Source organism: Pseudonocardia xinjiangensis, from assembly GCF_012911925.1.
Classification (GTDB): domain Bacteria; phylum Actinomycetota; class Actinomycetes; order Mycobacteriales; family Pseudonocardiaceae; genus Pseudonocardia; species Pseudonocardia xinjiangensis.
On record NZ_JAAXKY010000023.1, the window covers coordinates 19,206 to 35,304 of the forward strand.

At 75.0% G+C, this 16,099-nt stretch carries 14 protein-coding genes; 12 read left to right on the forward strand and 2 right to left on the reverse strand.

The features are described from left to right. Window positions 1-50: 50 nt before the first annotated feature. Both HF577_RS09855 and HF577_RS09860 read left to right on the forward strand, forming a co-directional pair. Window positions 51-650: a hypothetical protein gene (locus HF577_RS09855; protein WP_169395458.1), complete on the forward strand. Its 600-nt coding sequence runs from the start codon at window positions 51-53 to the stop codon at window positions 648-650. Then, entirely contained in the window at window positions 637-1,806 is a 1,170-nt protein-coding gene (locus HF577_RS09860) for a DUF418 domain-containing protein (RefSeq protein ID WP_169395459.1), read from the forward strand. Before HF577_RS09855 ends, HF577_RS09860 begins: the two co-directional genes overlap by 14 nt. A gap of 10 nt (window positions 1,807-1,816) precedes the next feature. On the opposite strand, the gene HF577_RS39185 is transcribed toward HF577_RS09860, so the two are convergent. Next, the gene (locus HF577_RS39185; protein WP_169395460.1) at window positions 1,817-3,136 is read right to left on the reverse strand and encodes a DUF4232 domain-containing protein; all 1,320 of its coding nucleotides are present in this window, start codon (window positions 3,134-3,136) and stop codon (window positions 1,817-1,819) included. A gap of 240 nt (window positions 3,137-3,376) precedes the next feature. On the opposite strand from HF577_RS39185, the gene HF577_RS09870 reads away from it, so the two are divergent. Together HF577_RS09870 and HF577_RS09875 are read left to right on the forward strand one after the other, a co-directional pair. Continuing rightward, entirely contained in the window at window positions 3,377-4,045 is a 669-nt protein-coding gene (locus HF577_RS09870) for a helix-turn-helix domain-containing protein (protein ID WP_169395461.1), read from the forward strand. 97 nt (window positions 4,046-4,142) lie between these two features. Beyond that, complete coding sequence (locus HF577_RS09875; protein WP_169395462.1) at window positions 4,143-5,660, forward strand: GMC family oxidoreductase; 1,518 nt, start codon at window positions 4,143-4,145, stop codon at window positions 5,658-5,660. A gap of 24 nt (window positions 5,661-5,684) precedes the next feature. Here the strand turns inward: HF577_RS09875 and HF577_RS09880 are convergent, their stop codons facing one another. Further along, window positions 5,685-6,782 carry a GNAT family N-acetyltransferase gene (locus tag HF577_RS09880; protein ID WP_312859039.1) on the reverse strand — a complete coding sequence of 366 codons (1,098 nt, stop codon included), beginning with the start codon at window positions 6,780-6,782 and terminating at the stop codon, window positions 5,685-5,687. Window positions 6,783-6,924: 142 nt separating this feature from the next. On the opposite strand from HF577_RS09880, the gene mftA reads away from it, so the two are divergent. From mftA to mftF, 8 genes are all read left to right on the forward strand, one after another. Then, window positions 6,925-7,026: a mycofactocin precursor MftA gene (gene mftA, locus HF577_RS09885; RefSeq protein WP_169395464.1), complete on the forward strand. Its 102-nt coding sequence runs from the start codon at window positions 6,925-6,927 to the stop codon at window positions 7,024-7,026. Beyond that, window positions 7,016-7,309, forward strand: a complete 294-nt coding sequence (gene mftB, locus HF577_RS09890) for a mycofactocin biosynthesis chaperone MftB (protein ID WP_169395465.1) — start codon at window positions 7,016-7,018, stop codon at window positions 7,307-7,309. Before mftA ends, mftB begins: the two co-directional genes overlap by 11 nt. A 15-nt stretch (window positions 7,310-7,324) precedes the next feature. Beyond that, complete coding sequence (gene mftC, locus HF577_RS09895; RefSeq protein WP_169395466.1) at window positions 7,325-8,584, forward strand: mycofactocin radical SAM maturase; 1,260 nt, start codon at window positions 7,325-7,327, stop codon at window positions 8,582-8,584. A gap of 29 nt (window positions 8,585-8,613) precedes the next feature. Next, window positions 8,614-10,578 carry a mycofactocin system FadH/OYE family oxidoreductase 1 gene (locus HF577_RS09900; protein ID WP_169395467.1) on the forward strand — a complete coding sequence of 655 codons (1,965 nt, stop codon included), beginning with the start codon at window positions 8,614-8,616 and terminating at the stop codon, window positions 10,576-10,578. After that, window positions 10,575-12,569 (forward strand): mycofactocin system FadH/OYE family oxidoreductase 2, encoded by a 1,995-nt coding sequence (locus HF577_RS09905; RefSeq protein ID WP_169395468.1) that lies wholly within the window; start codon window positions 10,575-10,577, stop codon window positions 12,567-12,569. The genes HF577_RS09900 and HF577_RS09905 overlap by 4 nt, the downstream gene beginning before the upstream one ends. After that, a complete protein-coding gene (mftE, locus tag HF577_RS09910; protein WP_312859040.1) occupies window positions 12,566-13,270 on the forward strand; it encodes a mycofactocin biosynthesis peptidyl-dipeptidase MftE in 705 nt (234 codons plus the stop codon). The genes HF577_RS09905 and mftE overlap by 4 nt, the downstream gene beginning before the upstream one ends. A 101-nt stretch (window positions 13,271-13,371) precedes the next feature. Further along, window positions 13,372-14,538 (forward strand): alkaline phosphatase family protein, encoded by a 1,167-nt coding sequence (locus HF577_RS09915; protein WP_169395469.1) that lies wholly within the window; start codon window positions 13,372-13,374, stop codon window positions 14,536-14,538. Between the two features lie 45 nt (window positions 14,539-14,583). After that, on the forward strand, window positions 14,584-16,035 hold the full coding sequence (gene mftF / locus HF577_RS09920) for a mycofactocin biosynthesis glycosyltransferase MftF (protein WP_312859042.1): 1,452 nt from the start codon (window positions 14,584-14,586) through the stop codon (window positions 16,033-16,035). Window positions 16,036-16,099 lie beyond the last annotated feature (64 nt).

Below are 16,099 nucleotides of genomic sequence, written 5' to 3' on the forward strand. Positions count from 1 at the left end.
GATCCCACGACGGACGACCGGGGCGGTCCCGGCGGCCAGAGTCTCCCGGCATGGGGGATTTCCTGTCCGAGAACCCGCTGGTGCTGCTCATCGGCGCCAGCGAGGTGGGCTTCTGGGTGCTGCTCGCCGCCGGCCTCGCCGCGCGCTACCTGCTGCGAGCCCGCCGGCTGAGCACGCTGCTGCTGCTGCTCGTGCCCGTCCTCGACGTGGTGCTGGTGTCGGCGGCACTCGTCGACGTGGCCGGGGGCTCGCCGCCGGACGCCACGCACGGGCTGGCCGCGGTCTATCTCGGTGGCACGGTCGCGTTCGGGCACTCGCTGATTCGCTGGGCGGACGCGCGGTTCGCGCATCGCTTCGCCGGAGGGCCGCCACCGCCCCGACCACCCCGCTACGGCGCCGCCAAGGTGGCGTACGAGTGGCGGGAGTGGGGCAAGATCGTGCTGGCGTGGGGGATCGCGCTCGCCGTGATGCTGCTGACGGCGACCGTCGCCGGCACCGGTGTGCCCGCGCCGTCCGACTGGTCCGCCGACCCGATGTGGAGCTGGGGAGCCCGGCTCGTGCCCGTCGTGCTCATCTGGTTCGTCGGCTGGCCGCTGTGGACCACGCTCTCCCCGCCCCGCGCACCGGAGACCACCGATGTCCGTGGCTGAGCAGACGCCGGCCACCGGCCGGATCGCGTCGCTCGACGTCCTGCGGGGCGTCGCGATCCTCGGCACCTTCGCGTCCAACGCGTGGCTGTTCGCCGTCCCGGGGGGTGCCACGGTGTGGCTGTCGGGAGGGCTGCTGGCGAACGACCCGGTGGAGGCCGGGCTGCGGCTGCTGTCCAACGGCAAGTTCCTCGCGCTGCTGACGCTGCTGTTCGGCGTCGGGATCGAGCTGCAGTACCGGGCCGCGCTGCGCCGGGGCACGCGGTGGCCGGGCCGCCGGTACCCGGTGCGGGCGCTGGTCCTGTTCGTGGAGGGCGTGCTGCACTACGTGCTCGTCTTCGAGTTCGACGTGCTCATGGGCTACGCAGTCGCCGCGCTGCTGGTGGCCTACCTGGTGGGGCGCAGCGACCGTGCCGTGCTGGTGTGGACGGTGGCGGTCGGCGGCATCTACGTGGTCGTGCTGCTCGGCCTGACCGCGCTGCTGCTCGCCGTGCCCGACGACGCACTGGCCACACCGCCGGTGGCGGATCCGGCGGCCACCGCGAGCTGGACCGCCCAGGTGTCCGACCGCCTGCAGTACCTCCCGCTGTTCCGCATCGAGATCCTGCTGATCGTCCCGTCGGCCACCGTGCTGTTCCTGCTCGGAGCGCGGCTGCTGCGATCCGGCGCCTTCGCCGGCTCCCCGGCCGGTGCGCGGATCCGGCGCCGGTTGATGGTCTGGGGGTTCGGGGTGGCTCTCCCGCTCAACGCGCTCACGGCGTTCGGCGGGGAGGACTGGTTCCTGGTCGACCGCTACCTGCTGCCGCCGCTCGTCGCGCTCGGTCTGCTCGGCCTCGTGACGAGCATCGTGCTGCGGTCGCGGGAAGCACCCGGTCCGCTGCGTCGAGGCCTCGCCGCCGTCGGCCGGACGGCCCTGTCCAGCTACGTGCTGCAGAACGTGCTGGGTAGCGTCCTCTGCTACGGGTGGGGGCTCGGCCTGGCCGTCCGGCTGGCCGATGCGCGGCCGTGGTGGGTGGTCGGGCTCTGGGCCGGCGTCTGCGCGGTCCTGATGGTGGCCGCGTCGCTGTGGCTGCGGCGCTTCGACCGCGGGCCGTTGGAACTGCTCGCGCACCGCGTGCAGGGCATCGGCCGGGTGCCGGTCCAGTCCGGAAGGGAATGACGGAGATCTGTCACGGGCTGCCCGGCTTCCACCCGCTCACCTGCATCGTCGCCCCGTCGACGACGTCGAACGGGGCGGGGCCCTCCCCGAGCGGGACGTCGCCGGGGGCCGCGGTTCCCGGCAGCGTGACGCTCAGGGCCTGCGGGGTGTCGTGGTCCGCCGCGGCGCCGTACCCCTTCCAGAACAGGGTGAAGGACGCCGTGCCGCCGGGGGCGACGCCGACCCGCTGGGCGGTCGGTGCCTTACCGGATCCGCTCATCGACCCCGGGACGATGTCGAGGCGCAGCGGCAGGCCGCCCTGCGCCAGCGTGACGCCGGCGAACCCGTCGAGGTAGCAGGGGTGGGGGCCGTGCTGGGTGGCCACCACGGTGACGGCCCGGGAGCCCATGGTGGCGTCCCAGCCGGCGACGCTCCACGTGAGGTCGCCGGGCAGGCACGGGTTCGCCGCATCGACCGGAGCCGGCGGCGGAGCGGGCGCCGTGGTGCGTCGCGCCGGCTCGGGAGGGAGCGTCGGGAGCACGGCAGCCGGCGGCGGCCCGGCAGTGCCGGGTTCCTCGGCGGAGTCCGGCCACGGCACTGCCAGTGCGACGAGGGCCGCGACGCCGAGGACAGCGATGACGGCTCCGGCGACGTTCCGCACCGGCCCTGTCCCGGTCGACTGCTCGCCTCGTGCGGGCAGGACGCGGCCCAGGAGGACGACTGCGGCGAGCGTTCCGGCGTCGGCGATCAGGAGCGGCCCGACCGCATCAGGGCCGCCGTCGATCAGCCACAGCCCCACCCCCACCGTCACGGCGAGGGCCACGGCGCTGCCGACCAGCCCGATCAGCCACTCGACGCGCGCCGGGCGGCGTGGGGAACCGGTCGCGCGGTCGACCTCGGTCACCAGGCGCGCCTGGAGGAGCCAGAAGATGCAGAGGGCGGTCGGGATGCCCGGCTCGGGGACGAAGGCGCCCGCCAGCAGGACGGGCCAGGCCACCACGCAGAACGCCAGCCCGACCAGCGCGACGGACCCGGCCTGGCCCCACGGAGGCAGCGGGAACCTCGCGGCGGAGCGCGGACCCAGGGGGAGCCGGCGCCACGTCAGGGCGCGGCCGGCCAGCACCAGCAGGAACCCGGCGCCCGCCACCCACCACATGGCACGCAGCATGTTCGCCGATTCCGGGGTGGCACATCGACCGTGGAGCGCACATCCCTCGTCGGGGTCGAACCAGAAGAGCGTGTACCGCTGGGCCACAGCGACGGCGCCGACCATCACGAGCACGCCCGCCGCGGCGATCACCCGGCCCGTCCAGGGTGGGCGGGCAGGCGGGACGCCGTCAGCGGGCCACACGGAACGGCGCTCCCTCGTCTCACGCGGAGCGGGGGCCGTCCGCCGGGCCCGGACTCTAGTGCGGTGCCGAGGGCTGGGTCCGCACCGTGCCCACCAGCCGGGTGCCGAGCCGCTGCGGAGTATGTCGCCGATGGTCGTTCTCCCGGTATTTCCACCCACTGGTGACGCGTAACAATTCGGTAAGTGGCACAGCCGATGATCGGCGATTGGGCAACCTGCCTGCCTCGGTATGTTTGTGGGGTGACGAGGGAGTCGGCGGCGGACGACAGCGCTGGCCGCAGTGTGGTCCGTGGGGTATTCGCGGTTTTGCGTGAGTTGCGGGAAGAGACCGCGCCGTTGGGCGTCAGCACTTTGTCGCGACGCGTCGGGCTACCCAAGTCGACCGTTCAACGGCTGCTGGTGCAGATGGCCGCCGAAGGCGCCGTCGAACGCGTGGGACGGGCCTGGACCATCGGCCTCGCGATGAGACAGGTCGGACTGGATTCGCGATCGGTGTCCGGATTGAGATATGTCACCAGGCCACGCCTGCGCAGGATTGCGCTGGCCACCGGTGCCTCCACTTTTCTCTCCGTGGGCGACGCCGCGGGTCCGGTGACCTTGGACCAGGTCAGCGGCGCACTGATCGATCCGCGGATCTCTCCGGAGCAGCAGATGAGCATGGCCGCGCACCCGGCCTCGGCCGCGGCGCTCGCCATGGCGGCCGGCGGCCCGGCGATCGAACGTGGCTCGGTCGGGCCCGGGTACGAATGCATCGCGGATCTGTTCCCGCTCGCCACCGGTGAGGTCGGTGCTCTCACCCTCACGCTGCCCCGTGGCCGGGGTGTCGAGCAGTTCGTGAAAGCGCTGCATCGCATGAGCGAGAGCATCGGCATCGACGTCGACAATGTCGGGCGGGACGGCGGCTGGTGATCGCTGTGCCGCTGGGCGGCACAGCGCAGGAGTGCCGGGGAAAAGGTGCGCACGCTGGGGTCGGGAGTAGTTTCGGCTCATCGGAAGGGCGTGGGAAATGGCTTGCCCGGCATCTGTTCACGATTTCATCGTCGTCGGCGGAGGTAGTGCCGGCTGTGTGCTGGCCGCCCGCCTCTCGGAGGACGAGAACGTTCGCGTCCTCCTGCTGGAGGCCGGGGCCGGTCAGCCGTTGGAGGCCTCGGCGGTACCGCCGGCGTGGCCCACGCTCCTGGGCTCGTCGATGGACTGGTGCACGAGCACCGTCGAGTTGGCTGCCACCGGGTCGCCGATGCCCTGGCCGCGGGGGCGCGGACTCGGCGGCTGCTCTGCACTGAACGGCATGGTCTTCGCCCGCGGGCATTCCTCGAGCTACGACGCGTGGACCGAGGCGGGGGCGAAGGGATGGGGGTTCGCCGACCTGCTGCCGTACTTCCGGCGCACCGAGAACGTCGAGGGTCGCGACCCGGCCCTGCGCGGCGTCGGCGGTCCGCTGACCGTCCGGCCGGCGGAGCCGAACCCGGCGGTGCGGGCGCTGCTGGACGCGGCGGCCGAGGCGGGTCATCCGGTGGCCACCGACATCAGCGGCGGCCGGGAGGAGGGGTTCGGTCTGCCCGACCTCAACATCGTCGACGGGGCGAGGCAGAGTGCCGCGGACGCCTACCTCCGGCCGGCGCTGCGGCGACCCAACCTCGATGTGGTGACCGATGCGCCGGTCCACCGGGTCCTCGTCGAGGGCGGCCGCTGCACGGGCGTGGAGTACCGCGTGGGCACCGAGGTGGTCACGGCGGCGTGCACGAGGGAGGTGGTTTTGACCGCGGGTGTCGTCGGGTCGGCGCAACTGCTCCTGCTGTCCGGCATCGGTCCCCGGGCACACCTGCGCGAGGTCGGTGTCGACCTGACACTGGACCTCCCCGGTGTCGGCGCGAACATGCACGACCACCCCATGACGACCGTCGTCTACACCTCGAGGCAGCCGATGGCCGCCAGCGCGATCAACTACGGCGAGGCGATCGGTCTCGTGCGCAGCGGTCCCGGCACCGACGGCCCTGACCTGCAGATCCTGTTCGTCGCCATGCCCTACTACGACGTCATGACGCTCCCGGGCCCCCAGGAGGGCTACACGATCGCGGTCTCGCTGATGAACCCGCGCAGCCGCGGAACGGTGCGGCTGGCCACGGCCGACCCGGCCGCGGCGCCCCTGCTCGACCCCGCCTACCTCACCGACGAGCGGGACCTGCAGGTGATGGCCCTCGGGCTGCGTACGGCGCGGGAGATCGGCGACGCGCCTGCGCTGGACCCCTGGCGTGACGCCGAGGCGCTGCCCGGCCTCGACGTGTTCGGCGCCGACCGGACACAGGACTACCTGCGGAGGAGCCTGCTGCCGTACTTCCACGGGGTGGGCACCTGCCGGATCGGCTCCGACGACGCGGCGGTCGTGGACAGCGACCTGCGGGTGCACGGGATCGACGGGCTCCGCGTGGCCGATGCGTCCGTGATGCCCTCGATCGTCTCCGCCAACACCCATGCCACCGTCTACGCCATCGCCGAGCGCGGCGCCGTCCTGCTCACCGGGTGACGGGGCAGGCCGTGGCCGCCGCCGTCACGTGGTGAGCCGGGCCGACCAGGAGCGCCCGACCTCGGCGAAGCCGCGACGCGTGTACCAGTGCCTCGTCCAGTCGTCGACGGCCGCGTTCAGGACGACCAGGTCGCAGCCGGCCTGTGCCGCCATGGCCATCGCCGTGCGGAGCAGGGCGTCGCCGTGTCCGCGCCTGCGATGCTCCGGCTCCGTGCTCACGGCGTCGAGCAGGGCGGTGCCGCCGTCGATCGCGAGGACGGCCGAGGCGACGAGCTCCCCACCGGCGGGGACGGCGAGGTAGCGGACGTCGACGACGGCTTCCTCGAGTCGCCGTCCGTCGACGGCCTGGGCGATCTCCTCGTCGCGGATGCCGGGCAGGTCGCGCCGCCAGGAGGCGTTGATCAACGGGCGCAACGCCTCGGCGTCGACCTGCTCGACGCGCGCGACCGGTTCCCCGCCCGCGGGCGCCGCCATCCCGACCATCTCCTGCACCTCCCAGCCGCGGCCGGCGAGCCCGGCTGCCGTGTCCGCCAGGTGCGCTCCGGAGAGCAGGGCCCAGCGCTGTGCCGTGCCGTTGAGGACGCGGTCGGCGTCGGCGTCCACCTGAGCCGCGTCCACCCGGCCGTTCACCAGCAGCTGGTTGTGTGCCGGTGACGCGGGGGCCGCCGCGGTGCGGACGGCGACCCCGCCCGTGACGGGCACCTCGGCGGTGGCCGTTCTCCGCAGCACCGACGGTTCGAGGACGCCGTGGCGCCAACCGGGGCCGACGGGCCCGAGCTCGGGAGCGTCGAACCCGCCGTCCGGTCGCGGGCGGTACGGCAGCACGGCGAGCACGGCCGCAGTGGGCACGGGACCGTAGGCGTGCGGGAAGCGCATCGAGGGCGGATCGGTCGGCAGACCGGGCTCGAAGCGGACCGGGACGACGATGCGGTCGGGGTCGAGCACGAGCAGCACGAGGTCGGTGCGGCCACGGAAGAGTCGCCCGGCCGGCAGCGCCACCTGCTCCGGCGTGGACAGGTGGACGAACCCGAGGTCGGCGAGGGAGGCCGGCGCGATCGCGCCGGCGGCGAGGGCGGACCGCCACTCGGCGGGCGTGGTCAGGTGCAGGAGGGGACCGGGCACGGTAGGCAGCATGCCGCCTGCGCGGCTCGGGAGCGGGACCGCCGTGCCGGAAACCGGGACGGGATGCCGCCGAGCCTTGTCATTGGCACCGGGTGCCAATTAACGTGCGACGGACAACCCCGTCGACGGCAGGAGGCCTTCCATGCCCCCGATCGAGCAGTCCGAGTCCGCGACCGAGGAGCCCGTCGTCGAGGAGATGCTCGTCGAGGAGGTCTCGATCGACGGCATGTGCGGTGTCTACTGACCCCGCCCCGAGCGAACCGTTCGACCCGGACCGCGCCTACCGCTGCAGTCCGCGGGTGGCGCTGCGCCCCGAGCCGTTCGGGGCGCTCGTCTACCACTTCGGCACCCGCAGGCTGTCGTTCCTGAAGACGCCGCAGCTGGTCGCGGTCGTGTCCGGCCTGGAGCAGCACCACTCCGTGCACGCCGCGATCGACGCGGCCGACGTGGAGGACACGCAGCGCCCGGCGTACCTGCGCGCCCTGGCCGGCCTGGCCGCCAACGGCACCATCGAGCAGCGGTCGTAGAGACACGGAGTCGCAGTGAAACTGGTCGAGCACTTCCAGTACGGCCTGAACTCACCGATCTGCCTCACCTGGGAGCTCACCTACGCCTGCAACCTGGCGTGCGTGCACTGCCTGTCGTCGTCGGGACGCCGGGATCCGCGGGAGCTGACCACCGCAGAGGCCAAGGGCGTGATCGACGAGCTGCAGCGGATGCAGGTCTTCTACGTCAACATCGGCGGTGGCGAGCCGACCGTGCGCTCCGACTTCTGGGAGCTGCTCGACTACGCGGTCGGCCACGACGTCGGTGTGAAGTTCTCGACCAACGGGATCAAGCTCGACGAGAAGCGGGCCCGGCAGCTGGCGGCCACCGACTACGTCGACGTCCAGATCTCCCTCGACGGCGCCACCGCCGACGTCAACGACCACGTGCGGGGCCCCGGCTCGTACGCCACGGCGATCCGGGCTCTGGAGAACCTCGCGACGGCCGGGTTCGCCCAGCCGAAGATCAGTGTCGTCATGACGCGGCAGAACGTCGCCCAGCTCGACGAGTTCAAGGCCATCGCGGACAGGTTCGGAGCGCAGCTGCGCATCACCCGGCTGCGGCCGTCCGGGCGTGGCGCCGACGTCTGGGACGAGCTGCACCCCACCGCGGGGCAGCAGCGTCAGCTCTACGACTGGCTCGTCGCGCACGGCGAGGGTGTGCTGACCGGCGACTCCTTCTTCCACCTCTCCGCGTACGGCGAGTCCCTCCCCGGGCTCAACCTGTGCGGCGCCGGGCGCGTGGTCTGCCTGATCGACCCGGTCGGGGACGTCTACGCGTGCCCGTTCGCCATCCACGAGAACTTCCTCGCGGGCAACGTCCGGTCGCCGGGCGGGTTCCAGCAGGTCTGGCAGCACTCGGAGCTGTTCGCGCAGCTGCGTCAGCCGCAGACCGGCGGCGCGTGCCGCAGCTGCGGCTTCTACGACTCCTGCCAGGGCGGCTGCATGGCGGCCAAGTTCTTCACCGGCCTGCCGCTGGACGGTCCGGATCCGGAGTGCGTGCGCGGGTTCGGCGAGGAGGCGCTCGCCGCGCGCGACGGGAGCGCTCCGGTCCCGCGGTCGGACGTCGACCACTCCCGATCGGCGCCGCGCAACATCCGCGGTCCGGTGCCGGTGCAGATCGGCATGCCGAGCCGGGCCGGTGCCGCCACCGGGCCCGTGGCCCAGCCGGACCGGGCCTGCGAGACGAGCCCGCTGGCGGGGATGCCCGGCGACGCCTCCGACTCGCGCCTGCGGGTCCCGGTGGCCGGGAGCTGACCTCGATCCGGCCCACGTCGCGGGCATCCGTGCCACGGCTGGCCGGACCGGTCGTGCTGCGCGGACGCACGGCGCCCAGCCGGGTGCTGTTCGGACCGCACGAGACGAACCTGGCGTGGCGCCGGGAGATCTCCGAGCGGCACGCCGCCTACTACGCCCGGCGGGCCGCCGGTGGGGCCGGGGTGATCGTCACCGAGGTGGCGAGCGTGCACGGGTCGGACTGGCCCTACGAGCGGGCGCCGCTCGCCGCCGACGCCGGGCCCGGCTGGGCCGCGGTCGCGCAGGCGTGTCGCCCGTACGGCTCGCTCGTGCTCGCCGGGCTCGGGCACGCGGGCGGGCAGGGCAGCTCCGCGTACGGGCAGCAGGCGCTCTGGGCGCCGTCCGGGGTGGCCGACCCCGGCACCCGCGAGGTGCCGATGGTGGTCGAGCAGCCCGAGATCGACGCGCTGGTCGCCGGCTACGGCGCGGCGGCAACCTCCGCCGTGTCCGCGGGACTGGACGGCGTGGAGGTCGCCGCCGGCCAGCACTCGATCCTGCGCCAGTTCCTGTCCGGGCTCACCAACCGCCGCCGCGACACCTACGGCGCCGACCGCGTCCGCCTGCTCCGGGAGGTGCTGGCGGCGGTGCGGGCCGGCCTCGGCGCGGACGGCGTGCTGGGGCTGCGGCTGTGCTGCGACGAGCTGGCCCCATGGGCCGGGATCACACCGGAGCAGGGGACCGCGGTGGCCGGTGCGGTCGCCGGGACCGCCGACTACCTGGTGCCGGTTCGTGGGTCGGGCCTGTCGGTCTGGGCGACCCGCCCCGACATGCACGAGGAGCCCGGCTTCAACCGCGGGCTCTGCGCGCGGGTGCGCACCGCCGTGGCCGTCCCCGTCGTCCTGCAGGGCAGCGTGGTGGACCCGGCGTTCGCGCAGCAGGCCCTCGACCAGGGCGTCGCCGATCTCGTCGAGATGACGAGAGCGCAGATCGCCGAACCGGACCTGGTGAGGCACGTCCGGGCCGGGACGGCGGAGCGGATCCGACCGTGCACGCTGTCGAACGCGCGCAGCGCGGTCCGCGACCCGCGCAACCCGGTCGTCTCCGACGACGCCGAGCCCCGTGCCGGGCACGAGACCGAGGACCCGCCCGTCGAGGGCACCGACGCCGTGAGCCGCGCCGCCGTCGTGGTCGGTGGGGGACCGGCCGGGATGGAGGCGGCGCGCGTGCTGGCGCTGCGCGGGCACCGGGTGCGCCTCCTCGAGCGGGACGGCCGGCTCGGCGGCGCGCTGCGGCTCGCCGCCGCGGTGCCCGGCCGGGCCCGGATGGGTCTGCTCGTGCCGTGGTGGGAGCGCGAGCTGGCGCGCCTGGGGGTCGCCGTGGAGCTGGGCGCCGAGGCCGATCCGGCGCTGCTCGACGCGGCCGGGCGCGCGGGAGAGGCGGTGCTGCTCGCCACCGGTTCGCGCCCGGCGCAGTCGCCGATCGGGGGGCCGGCCGTCCTCGACGCCGTCTTCCTCGACGCCGCCGCCTTCGAGTCCGCGGTGCTGGCGGCCGGGTCGACGGCGGCGGTGCTGGCGCGCCGGCCCGCCGGGACGGTGGTGGTGCACGACCCGGTCGGGGACTCGACCGGCGTCGGGATCGCCGAGCAGGTCGCGGCCGCGGGACGGGCCGCCGTCCTCGTCACCCCGGACCAGGTGGCCGGGGTCCAGCTGGCCCGCACCGGCGACCTCGTCCCGGCGAACATCCGGTTGCAGCGCGCGGGGGTGGTGCGGGAGCTGCGCACGCGGCTGCTCGACGTGCGCGACGGGCGGGCGGTGCTGGAGCACGTCTGGACCGGCGCGTGCCGCGAGATCGGCTGCGCGGTGGTCATCGACTGCGGCCACCGGCTGCCCGCCGACGAGCTGTGGCGGGCCCGGCCGCAGCTGCGGCGGGCCGGGGACTGCGTCGCGCCCCGCACGGTGCACGAGGCCGTGCTCGAGGGCCGCCGTGCCGCGTTCATGGTCGGCGCATCAGGATGACGCTCTTCTCGCCACTGCGGGTGGGGCCGTTGACGCTGCCCACCCGGATCGTGTTCTGCGCGCATCTGACGGGCAGCGCGCTCGACGGGCTGCCCACCGAGCAGCACGCCGCCTACTACGCGGCACGTGCCGCGGGCGGGGCCGGGTTGATCGTCACCGAGGAGCACTCGGTGCACCCGGACGACCGGCCCTACGAGAAGCTGCTGCGCGGGCACGATCCGGCCGCCGTGCCCGGCTACCGGCGGCTCACCGCGGCCGTGCACGCCCACGGCGTCCCGGTGCTCGCGCAGCTCAACCACAACGGCGCGCAGTCGTCGGGGATGTACTCGCGACGGCCGCTGTTGGCGCCGTCGCCGGTGGCCGACCCGCTGTTCCGCGAGGTCCCGAAGGAGATCACGGCAGCGGAGATCCGCGAGGTCGTGGCCGGATACGCGCGCACCGCGGGCCACTGCGCCGCCGGCGGCTTCGACGGGGTCGAGATCCAGTGCTCGCAGGCGTCGCTGCTGCGGCAGTTCCTCTCCCCGCTCACGAACCGGCGCACCGACCGCTACGGCGGTGACCTGGCCGGGCGGGCCCGGATCGTCCTGGAGGTGCTCGCCGCGGTGCGCGAGGCGATCGGCCCGCGGCGCGCGCTCGGGGTGCGGCTCTGCGGTGACGAGGGGATCCCCGGCGGCACGACGCTCGCCGAGGCCGTGGCCACGGCCCGGCTGCTGGCCGCGGACGGCCGGGTCGACTACCTGAACACCTCGGTCGGCGTCGCGACCGCCACGCTGCACCTGGTCGAGCCGCCGATGCCGGTGCGTGCCGGGTACGCGCTGCCCGTCGCGGCCGCGATCCGGGCGGCCGTCGCGCTGCCGGTGGTGGGGGTCGGCCGGTTCACCGATCCCGCCGACGCCGCCCGCGCGCTGGCCGAGGGCCACTGCGACCTGGTGGGGGTCGTCCGGGGACAGATCGCCGACCCGGAGTTCGCCGCGCACGCCCGCAGCGGACGGCCGGGCCGCACGTGCGTGGGGTGCAACCAGGAGTGCGCCGGGCGGGTGGGGCTCAACCAGCCGCTGGGGTGCCTGGTGAACCCGCGGGCGGGGCAGGAGGCGGTGGCGCTGCCCCCGCCCCGCATCCCCCGCGAGTCGCCCGTTTCCGGCGCGCGAGTCGCCGAAATTCCGTGGGCGAGTCGCCCGTTGCGGCGCGGCCGGGCCGTCCTCGTCGTCGGCGGGGGCCCCGCCGGGCTCAGCGCCGCGGCCACCGCGGCGGCGCGGGGGCACCGGGTGACGTTGTGCGAGCGCGAACAGCGGACAGGCGGGCAGGTGGCGGTGGCCGCATCGACGCCGGGGCGAGCCGGGTTCGGGGCGGTGGTGAGTGACCTGCTCGCCGAGTGCGACGGGGTCGACATCCGCACCGGCGTCACCGTGGACGCCGCGTTCGTCGAGCGCGAGCGGCCCGACGCCGTGGTGCTCGCGACCGGCGCCCGCCCGGCCCGTCCGGCGTGGGCCGGGTCGCTTGCGCGCGTCGCCGACGTGCGGGACGTGCTGACCGGCCGCGTGGTGCCGACGGGCTCCGTGCTCGTGTACGACGAGCTGGGCTTCCACCCGGCCACCTCCGTGGCCGAGCACCTCGCGGCGGCCGGCTGCGCGGTGGAGATCGCCACTCCGGCGATGGTGGTCGGCCAGGACCTCGGCCTGACACTCGACATGGAGCTGTTCCACCGCCGTGCGCACGCCGCCGGGATCACGATGACCACCGACCGGGTCGTGCTCGCCGCGGCGCCCGCCCGGTCCGGCGTGATGCTCACCGTGCTCGACCACGCCGTCGATGCCGTCAGCGAGATCGGGTACGCCTGGGTCGTGACCGCCGTACCACCGGAACCGGAGGACGCGCTGTGGCGGGCGCTGCGCGGGCAGGACGTTCCGGTGCACCGGATCGGCGACTGCCTCGCCCCGCGCCGGGCCGCCGCCGCCGTCCGTGAGGGCCACCGCATCGGAGTCGCGCTGTGAACCCTTCCGCCGGCTCGCTGGGCAGCCGCACCTGGACCGAGCTGGAGGGGCGGCCCACGCTTCTCGTCCCCGTCGGGTCGCTGGAGCAGCACGGCCCGCACCTGCCGCTGGACACCGACGCCCGCGTCGCCGCCGCCGTCGCCCGCCGCGCTGCCGACGCAGCGCCGGGTGTGCTGGTGGCGCCCGTGCTGGCCTTCGGCGCGTCGGGCGAGCACGAGGCGTTCCCCGGGACGCTCTCCATCGGGCACGAGGCGCTGCGCGCGGTGCTGGTCGAGCTGGGCCGCTCGGCCGGCCGCTGGGCCGCTCGGCTGGTGTTCGTCAACGGCCACGGCGGCAACCTCCCCACCGTCGCCGACGCCGTGGTGCAGTTGCGCGCCGAAGGTCGGGACGCGGCGTGGTTCGGCTGCGGCGTGGCGGGCGGCGACGCCCACGCCGGCCGCACCGAGACGTCGCTGCTGCTCGCACTGGCCCCCGGGCTCGTCCGTCTCGACGAGGCGGCGGCGGGCAACACCGCCCCGCTCACCGACCTGCTCACCGACCTGCGCAGCGGCGGCGTCGCCGCCGTGAGCCCGAACGGCGTGCTGGGCGACCCGGCCGGCGCCACCGCGCAGGAGGGCGGGCGGCTGCTGACGGAGATGGCCGCCCGCCTCCGCAGCGCCGTCGAGAACTGGACCCTGACCTCCCGAGGCGCGCTGAGCTGACCTCCCCCGGGTTGCAGCAAAGCCACTTTGACGCGACGTGGCTGCATGAAAGTGGCTTTGCTGCAACGGGCGGCCGGGGTCCGGGGCGCCCCCGCGGTGCGATGCTGGAGGTCGTGACCGATCCCGTCCTGCCCGTGTACGGGCACCGTTCGCTCGCCGAAGTGCTGCCCGCTCTGCTCACCGCGCTCGGTGTGCCCGGCGAGGCACCCGGGCAGCCGGGCCTGGAGCTCGCCCCGGCCCCGGCCGTCGCGTTGTTGCTGGTCGACGGGCTCGGCAGCGAACTCCTCCGCACGCACGCCGCCGACGCGCCGTTCCTCGCGAGCCTGTCCGACGCCGGCCCGCTCACGGTCGGCTTCCCGTCCAGCACGTCGATCAGCCTCACCTCGCTGGGCACCGGCCTGCCACCGGGCGCGCACGGCATGCTCGGCATCTCCTTCCGCACTGCTCCCGACGAGCTGCTCGACACCCTCCAGTGGCGGTCGGTCGGGACGCCGGAGCCCGTCGACCTGCGGGAGCGGCGGCCGCCCGAGGAGATCCAGCCGAGCACCACGGTGTTCGAGCGGGCGGCGGCCGCGGGCGTCGAGGTCACGGTGGTGTCGAAGGCGGAGTTCGGCGGTTCGGGCCTCACCCGCGCGGCGCTGCGCGGCGGGCGGTACGCGGGCACGTACGCGCTCGGTGACCTCGCCGCCGAGATGATCGGCGCGCTCGCGGGCCAAGGCAGGCGGCTGGTCTACGGCTACCACGCCGACCTCGACGCCCTGGGTCACCTGTACGGACCGGGGACGCTGCCGTGGCGGCTGCAGCTGAGCCAGGTCGACCGGCTGGCCGCGCTGGTCGCCGAGCATCTCCCGCCCGACGGGATGCTGGTGGTGACCGGCGACCACGGGATGGTCCGGGTCGACCGGGTCGTCGACGCCGACACCGACCCGGCGCTGCGCTCCGGCGTCGACCTGCTGGGCGGCGACCCCCGGTCGCGGCACGTCTACGTGCAGCCCGGCGCCCAGGACGACGTGCTGGCCGTGTGGCGAGCGGTCCTCGGCGACGGCGCCTGGGTCGTACCGGGCGAGCAGGCCGTCGCCGAAGGCTGGTTCGGGCGGGTCGACCAGCGCATGCGCAACCGGATCGGGGACGTCGTGGTCGCCGCCCGCGGCGGCACGGCCGTGGTCCGCTCGGTGGCCGAGCCCGTGCTCGCGGGCCTGCCGGGCCAGCACGGCTCCCTCACCGTGGCCGAGCAGGTCGTGCCGCTGCTGGTCGCGCGCCCGGCCTGACCGCCTCACCGCGGCGGTGCCCCTGGCCGTGACACGATCGGCGCCGTGATCGAGGTACCCGCCGGCCCGGCCCGGACGCGCCTTCCCGCGGGGTTCCGGATCGCCCTCGACCGGAGGGTGTGGACGGTCGACGACGGCGAGGTCATGTTCGGGGGCGCGCCGCCGCGCATGCTGCGCCTCGCCCGGGCGGCCCGGGACCTGCTCGCCGCGGACGGCACCTGCACCGTCGCCGACGAGGCCTCGGCACGGCTGGCCCGGGCTCTGGTGGACGCCGGGATGGCCCACCCGGTGGCCGTTCCCGACGGTGACGTGCCGTCCGCCTGCGACGTCACCGTGGTGGTGCCGGTGAAGGACCGCGCCGACGGCCTGCGCCGGCTCCTCGCCGCTCTGCCCGGCGGCCTGGGTGGCGTGATCGTCGTGGACGACGGGTCGGTGGACGCGGACGGGGTCGGCGGGGTCGCCGACGCCGCCGGTGCGCGGGTGCTCCGTCACGAGCGGCCGCTCGGCCCGGCCGCAGCCCGCAACGCGGGGCTCGCCGCGGCGACCACTGCGCTGGTGGCGTTCCTCGACTCCGATGTGGTGCCCCTGCCCGGCTGGCTGGAGCCGCTGCTGGCGCTCTTCGCCGATCCCGCTGTCGGGCTCGCGGCGCCGCGGATCGTCGCCCTGCCCCCGGGACCCCTGTCGCGGATCGACGGGCTGCTGGCCCGGTACGAGGCCGTCCGGTCATCGTTGGACCTGGGTCCGGACCCGGCGCTGGTGGTGCCGCGCTCGCGCGTCGCGTACGTGCCGAGCGCCGCCGTGCTCGTGCGCCGCACCGCGGTCGGGCCCGGTTTCGACGACGGGATGCGGGTGGCCGAGGACGTCGACCTGGTGCTGCGCATGCACGAGGCCGGCTGGCGGCTGCGCTACGAGCCGGCCGCTCGGGTGGAGCACGACCACCGGACCACGCCGGCGGCGTGGTGGCTGCGCAAGGCCTACTACGGCACGGGTGCGGCGCCGCTCGCCGTGGCGCACCCCGGTTCCGTGCCGCCGATGGTGCTCAGCCCGTGGTCGGCGGCAGTCGGGGCGCTGGTGCTGGTTGGCACCCCGTGGTCAGCGGCTGCTGCGGTGGCGGTGAGCGCTGCGGCGGCGCAGCGGCTGGCGCGGAAGCTGCCGGTGCGCCGTCCGCGCGCCACGGCGGCCCGGCTGATCGCGATGGGTGCGGTGGGCACGGTGGCACAGACGGCCGACGGCGTGACGCGGCACTACTGGCCCGTGTCGCTCGCCGCGTGCCTGCTGTCGCGGCGGGCGCGGCGCACGGTGGCGGCCGTGGCGGTGGCGGAGGGCATCGTCGACTGGTGGCGCCACCGCGGCCGGGACGCGTCCGTGCGACCAGGGCTGCTCGGGCACCTGGTGGCGCACCGGCTCGACGACCTGGCGTACGGCACCGGCCTGTGGTGGGGCGCACTGCGGCACCGCACGACGGAACCGCTCCGGCCGGTCGGTACGGGGTCGTAGCGGATCTTCGGACCACGACGGACCACCGTTGCCGGTGGATGCAGCCGTCCGTCGGGAGTAATCC

Coding starts and splice junctions, on each gene's coding strand:
- mftA (WP_169395464.1), top strand. CDS start 6,925: ATGCCCCCGATCGAGCAGTCCGAGTCCGCGACCGAGGAGCCCGTCGTC.
- HF577_RS09875 (WP_169395462.1), top strand. CDS start 4,143: ATGGCTTGCCCGGCATCTGTTCACGATTTCATCGTCGTCGGCGGAGGT.
- HF577_RS09905 (WP_169395468.1), top strand. CDS start 10,575: ATGACGCTCTTCTCGCCACTGCGGGTGGGGCCGTTGACGCTGCCCACC.
- HF577_RS09915 (WP_169395469.1), top strand. CDS start 13,372: ATGCTGGAGGTCGTGACCGATCCCGTCCTGCCCGTGTACGGGCACCGT.
- HF577_RS09860 (WP_169395459.1), top strand. CDS start 637: ATGTCCGTGGCTGAGCAGACGCCGGCCACCGGCCGGATCGCGTCGCTC.
- HF577_RS09855 (WP_169395458.1), top strand. CDS start 51: ATGGGGGATTTCCTGTCCGAGAACCCGCTGGTGCTGCTCATCGGCGCC.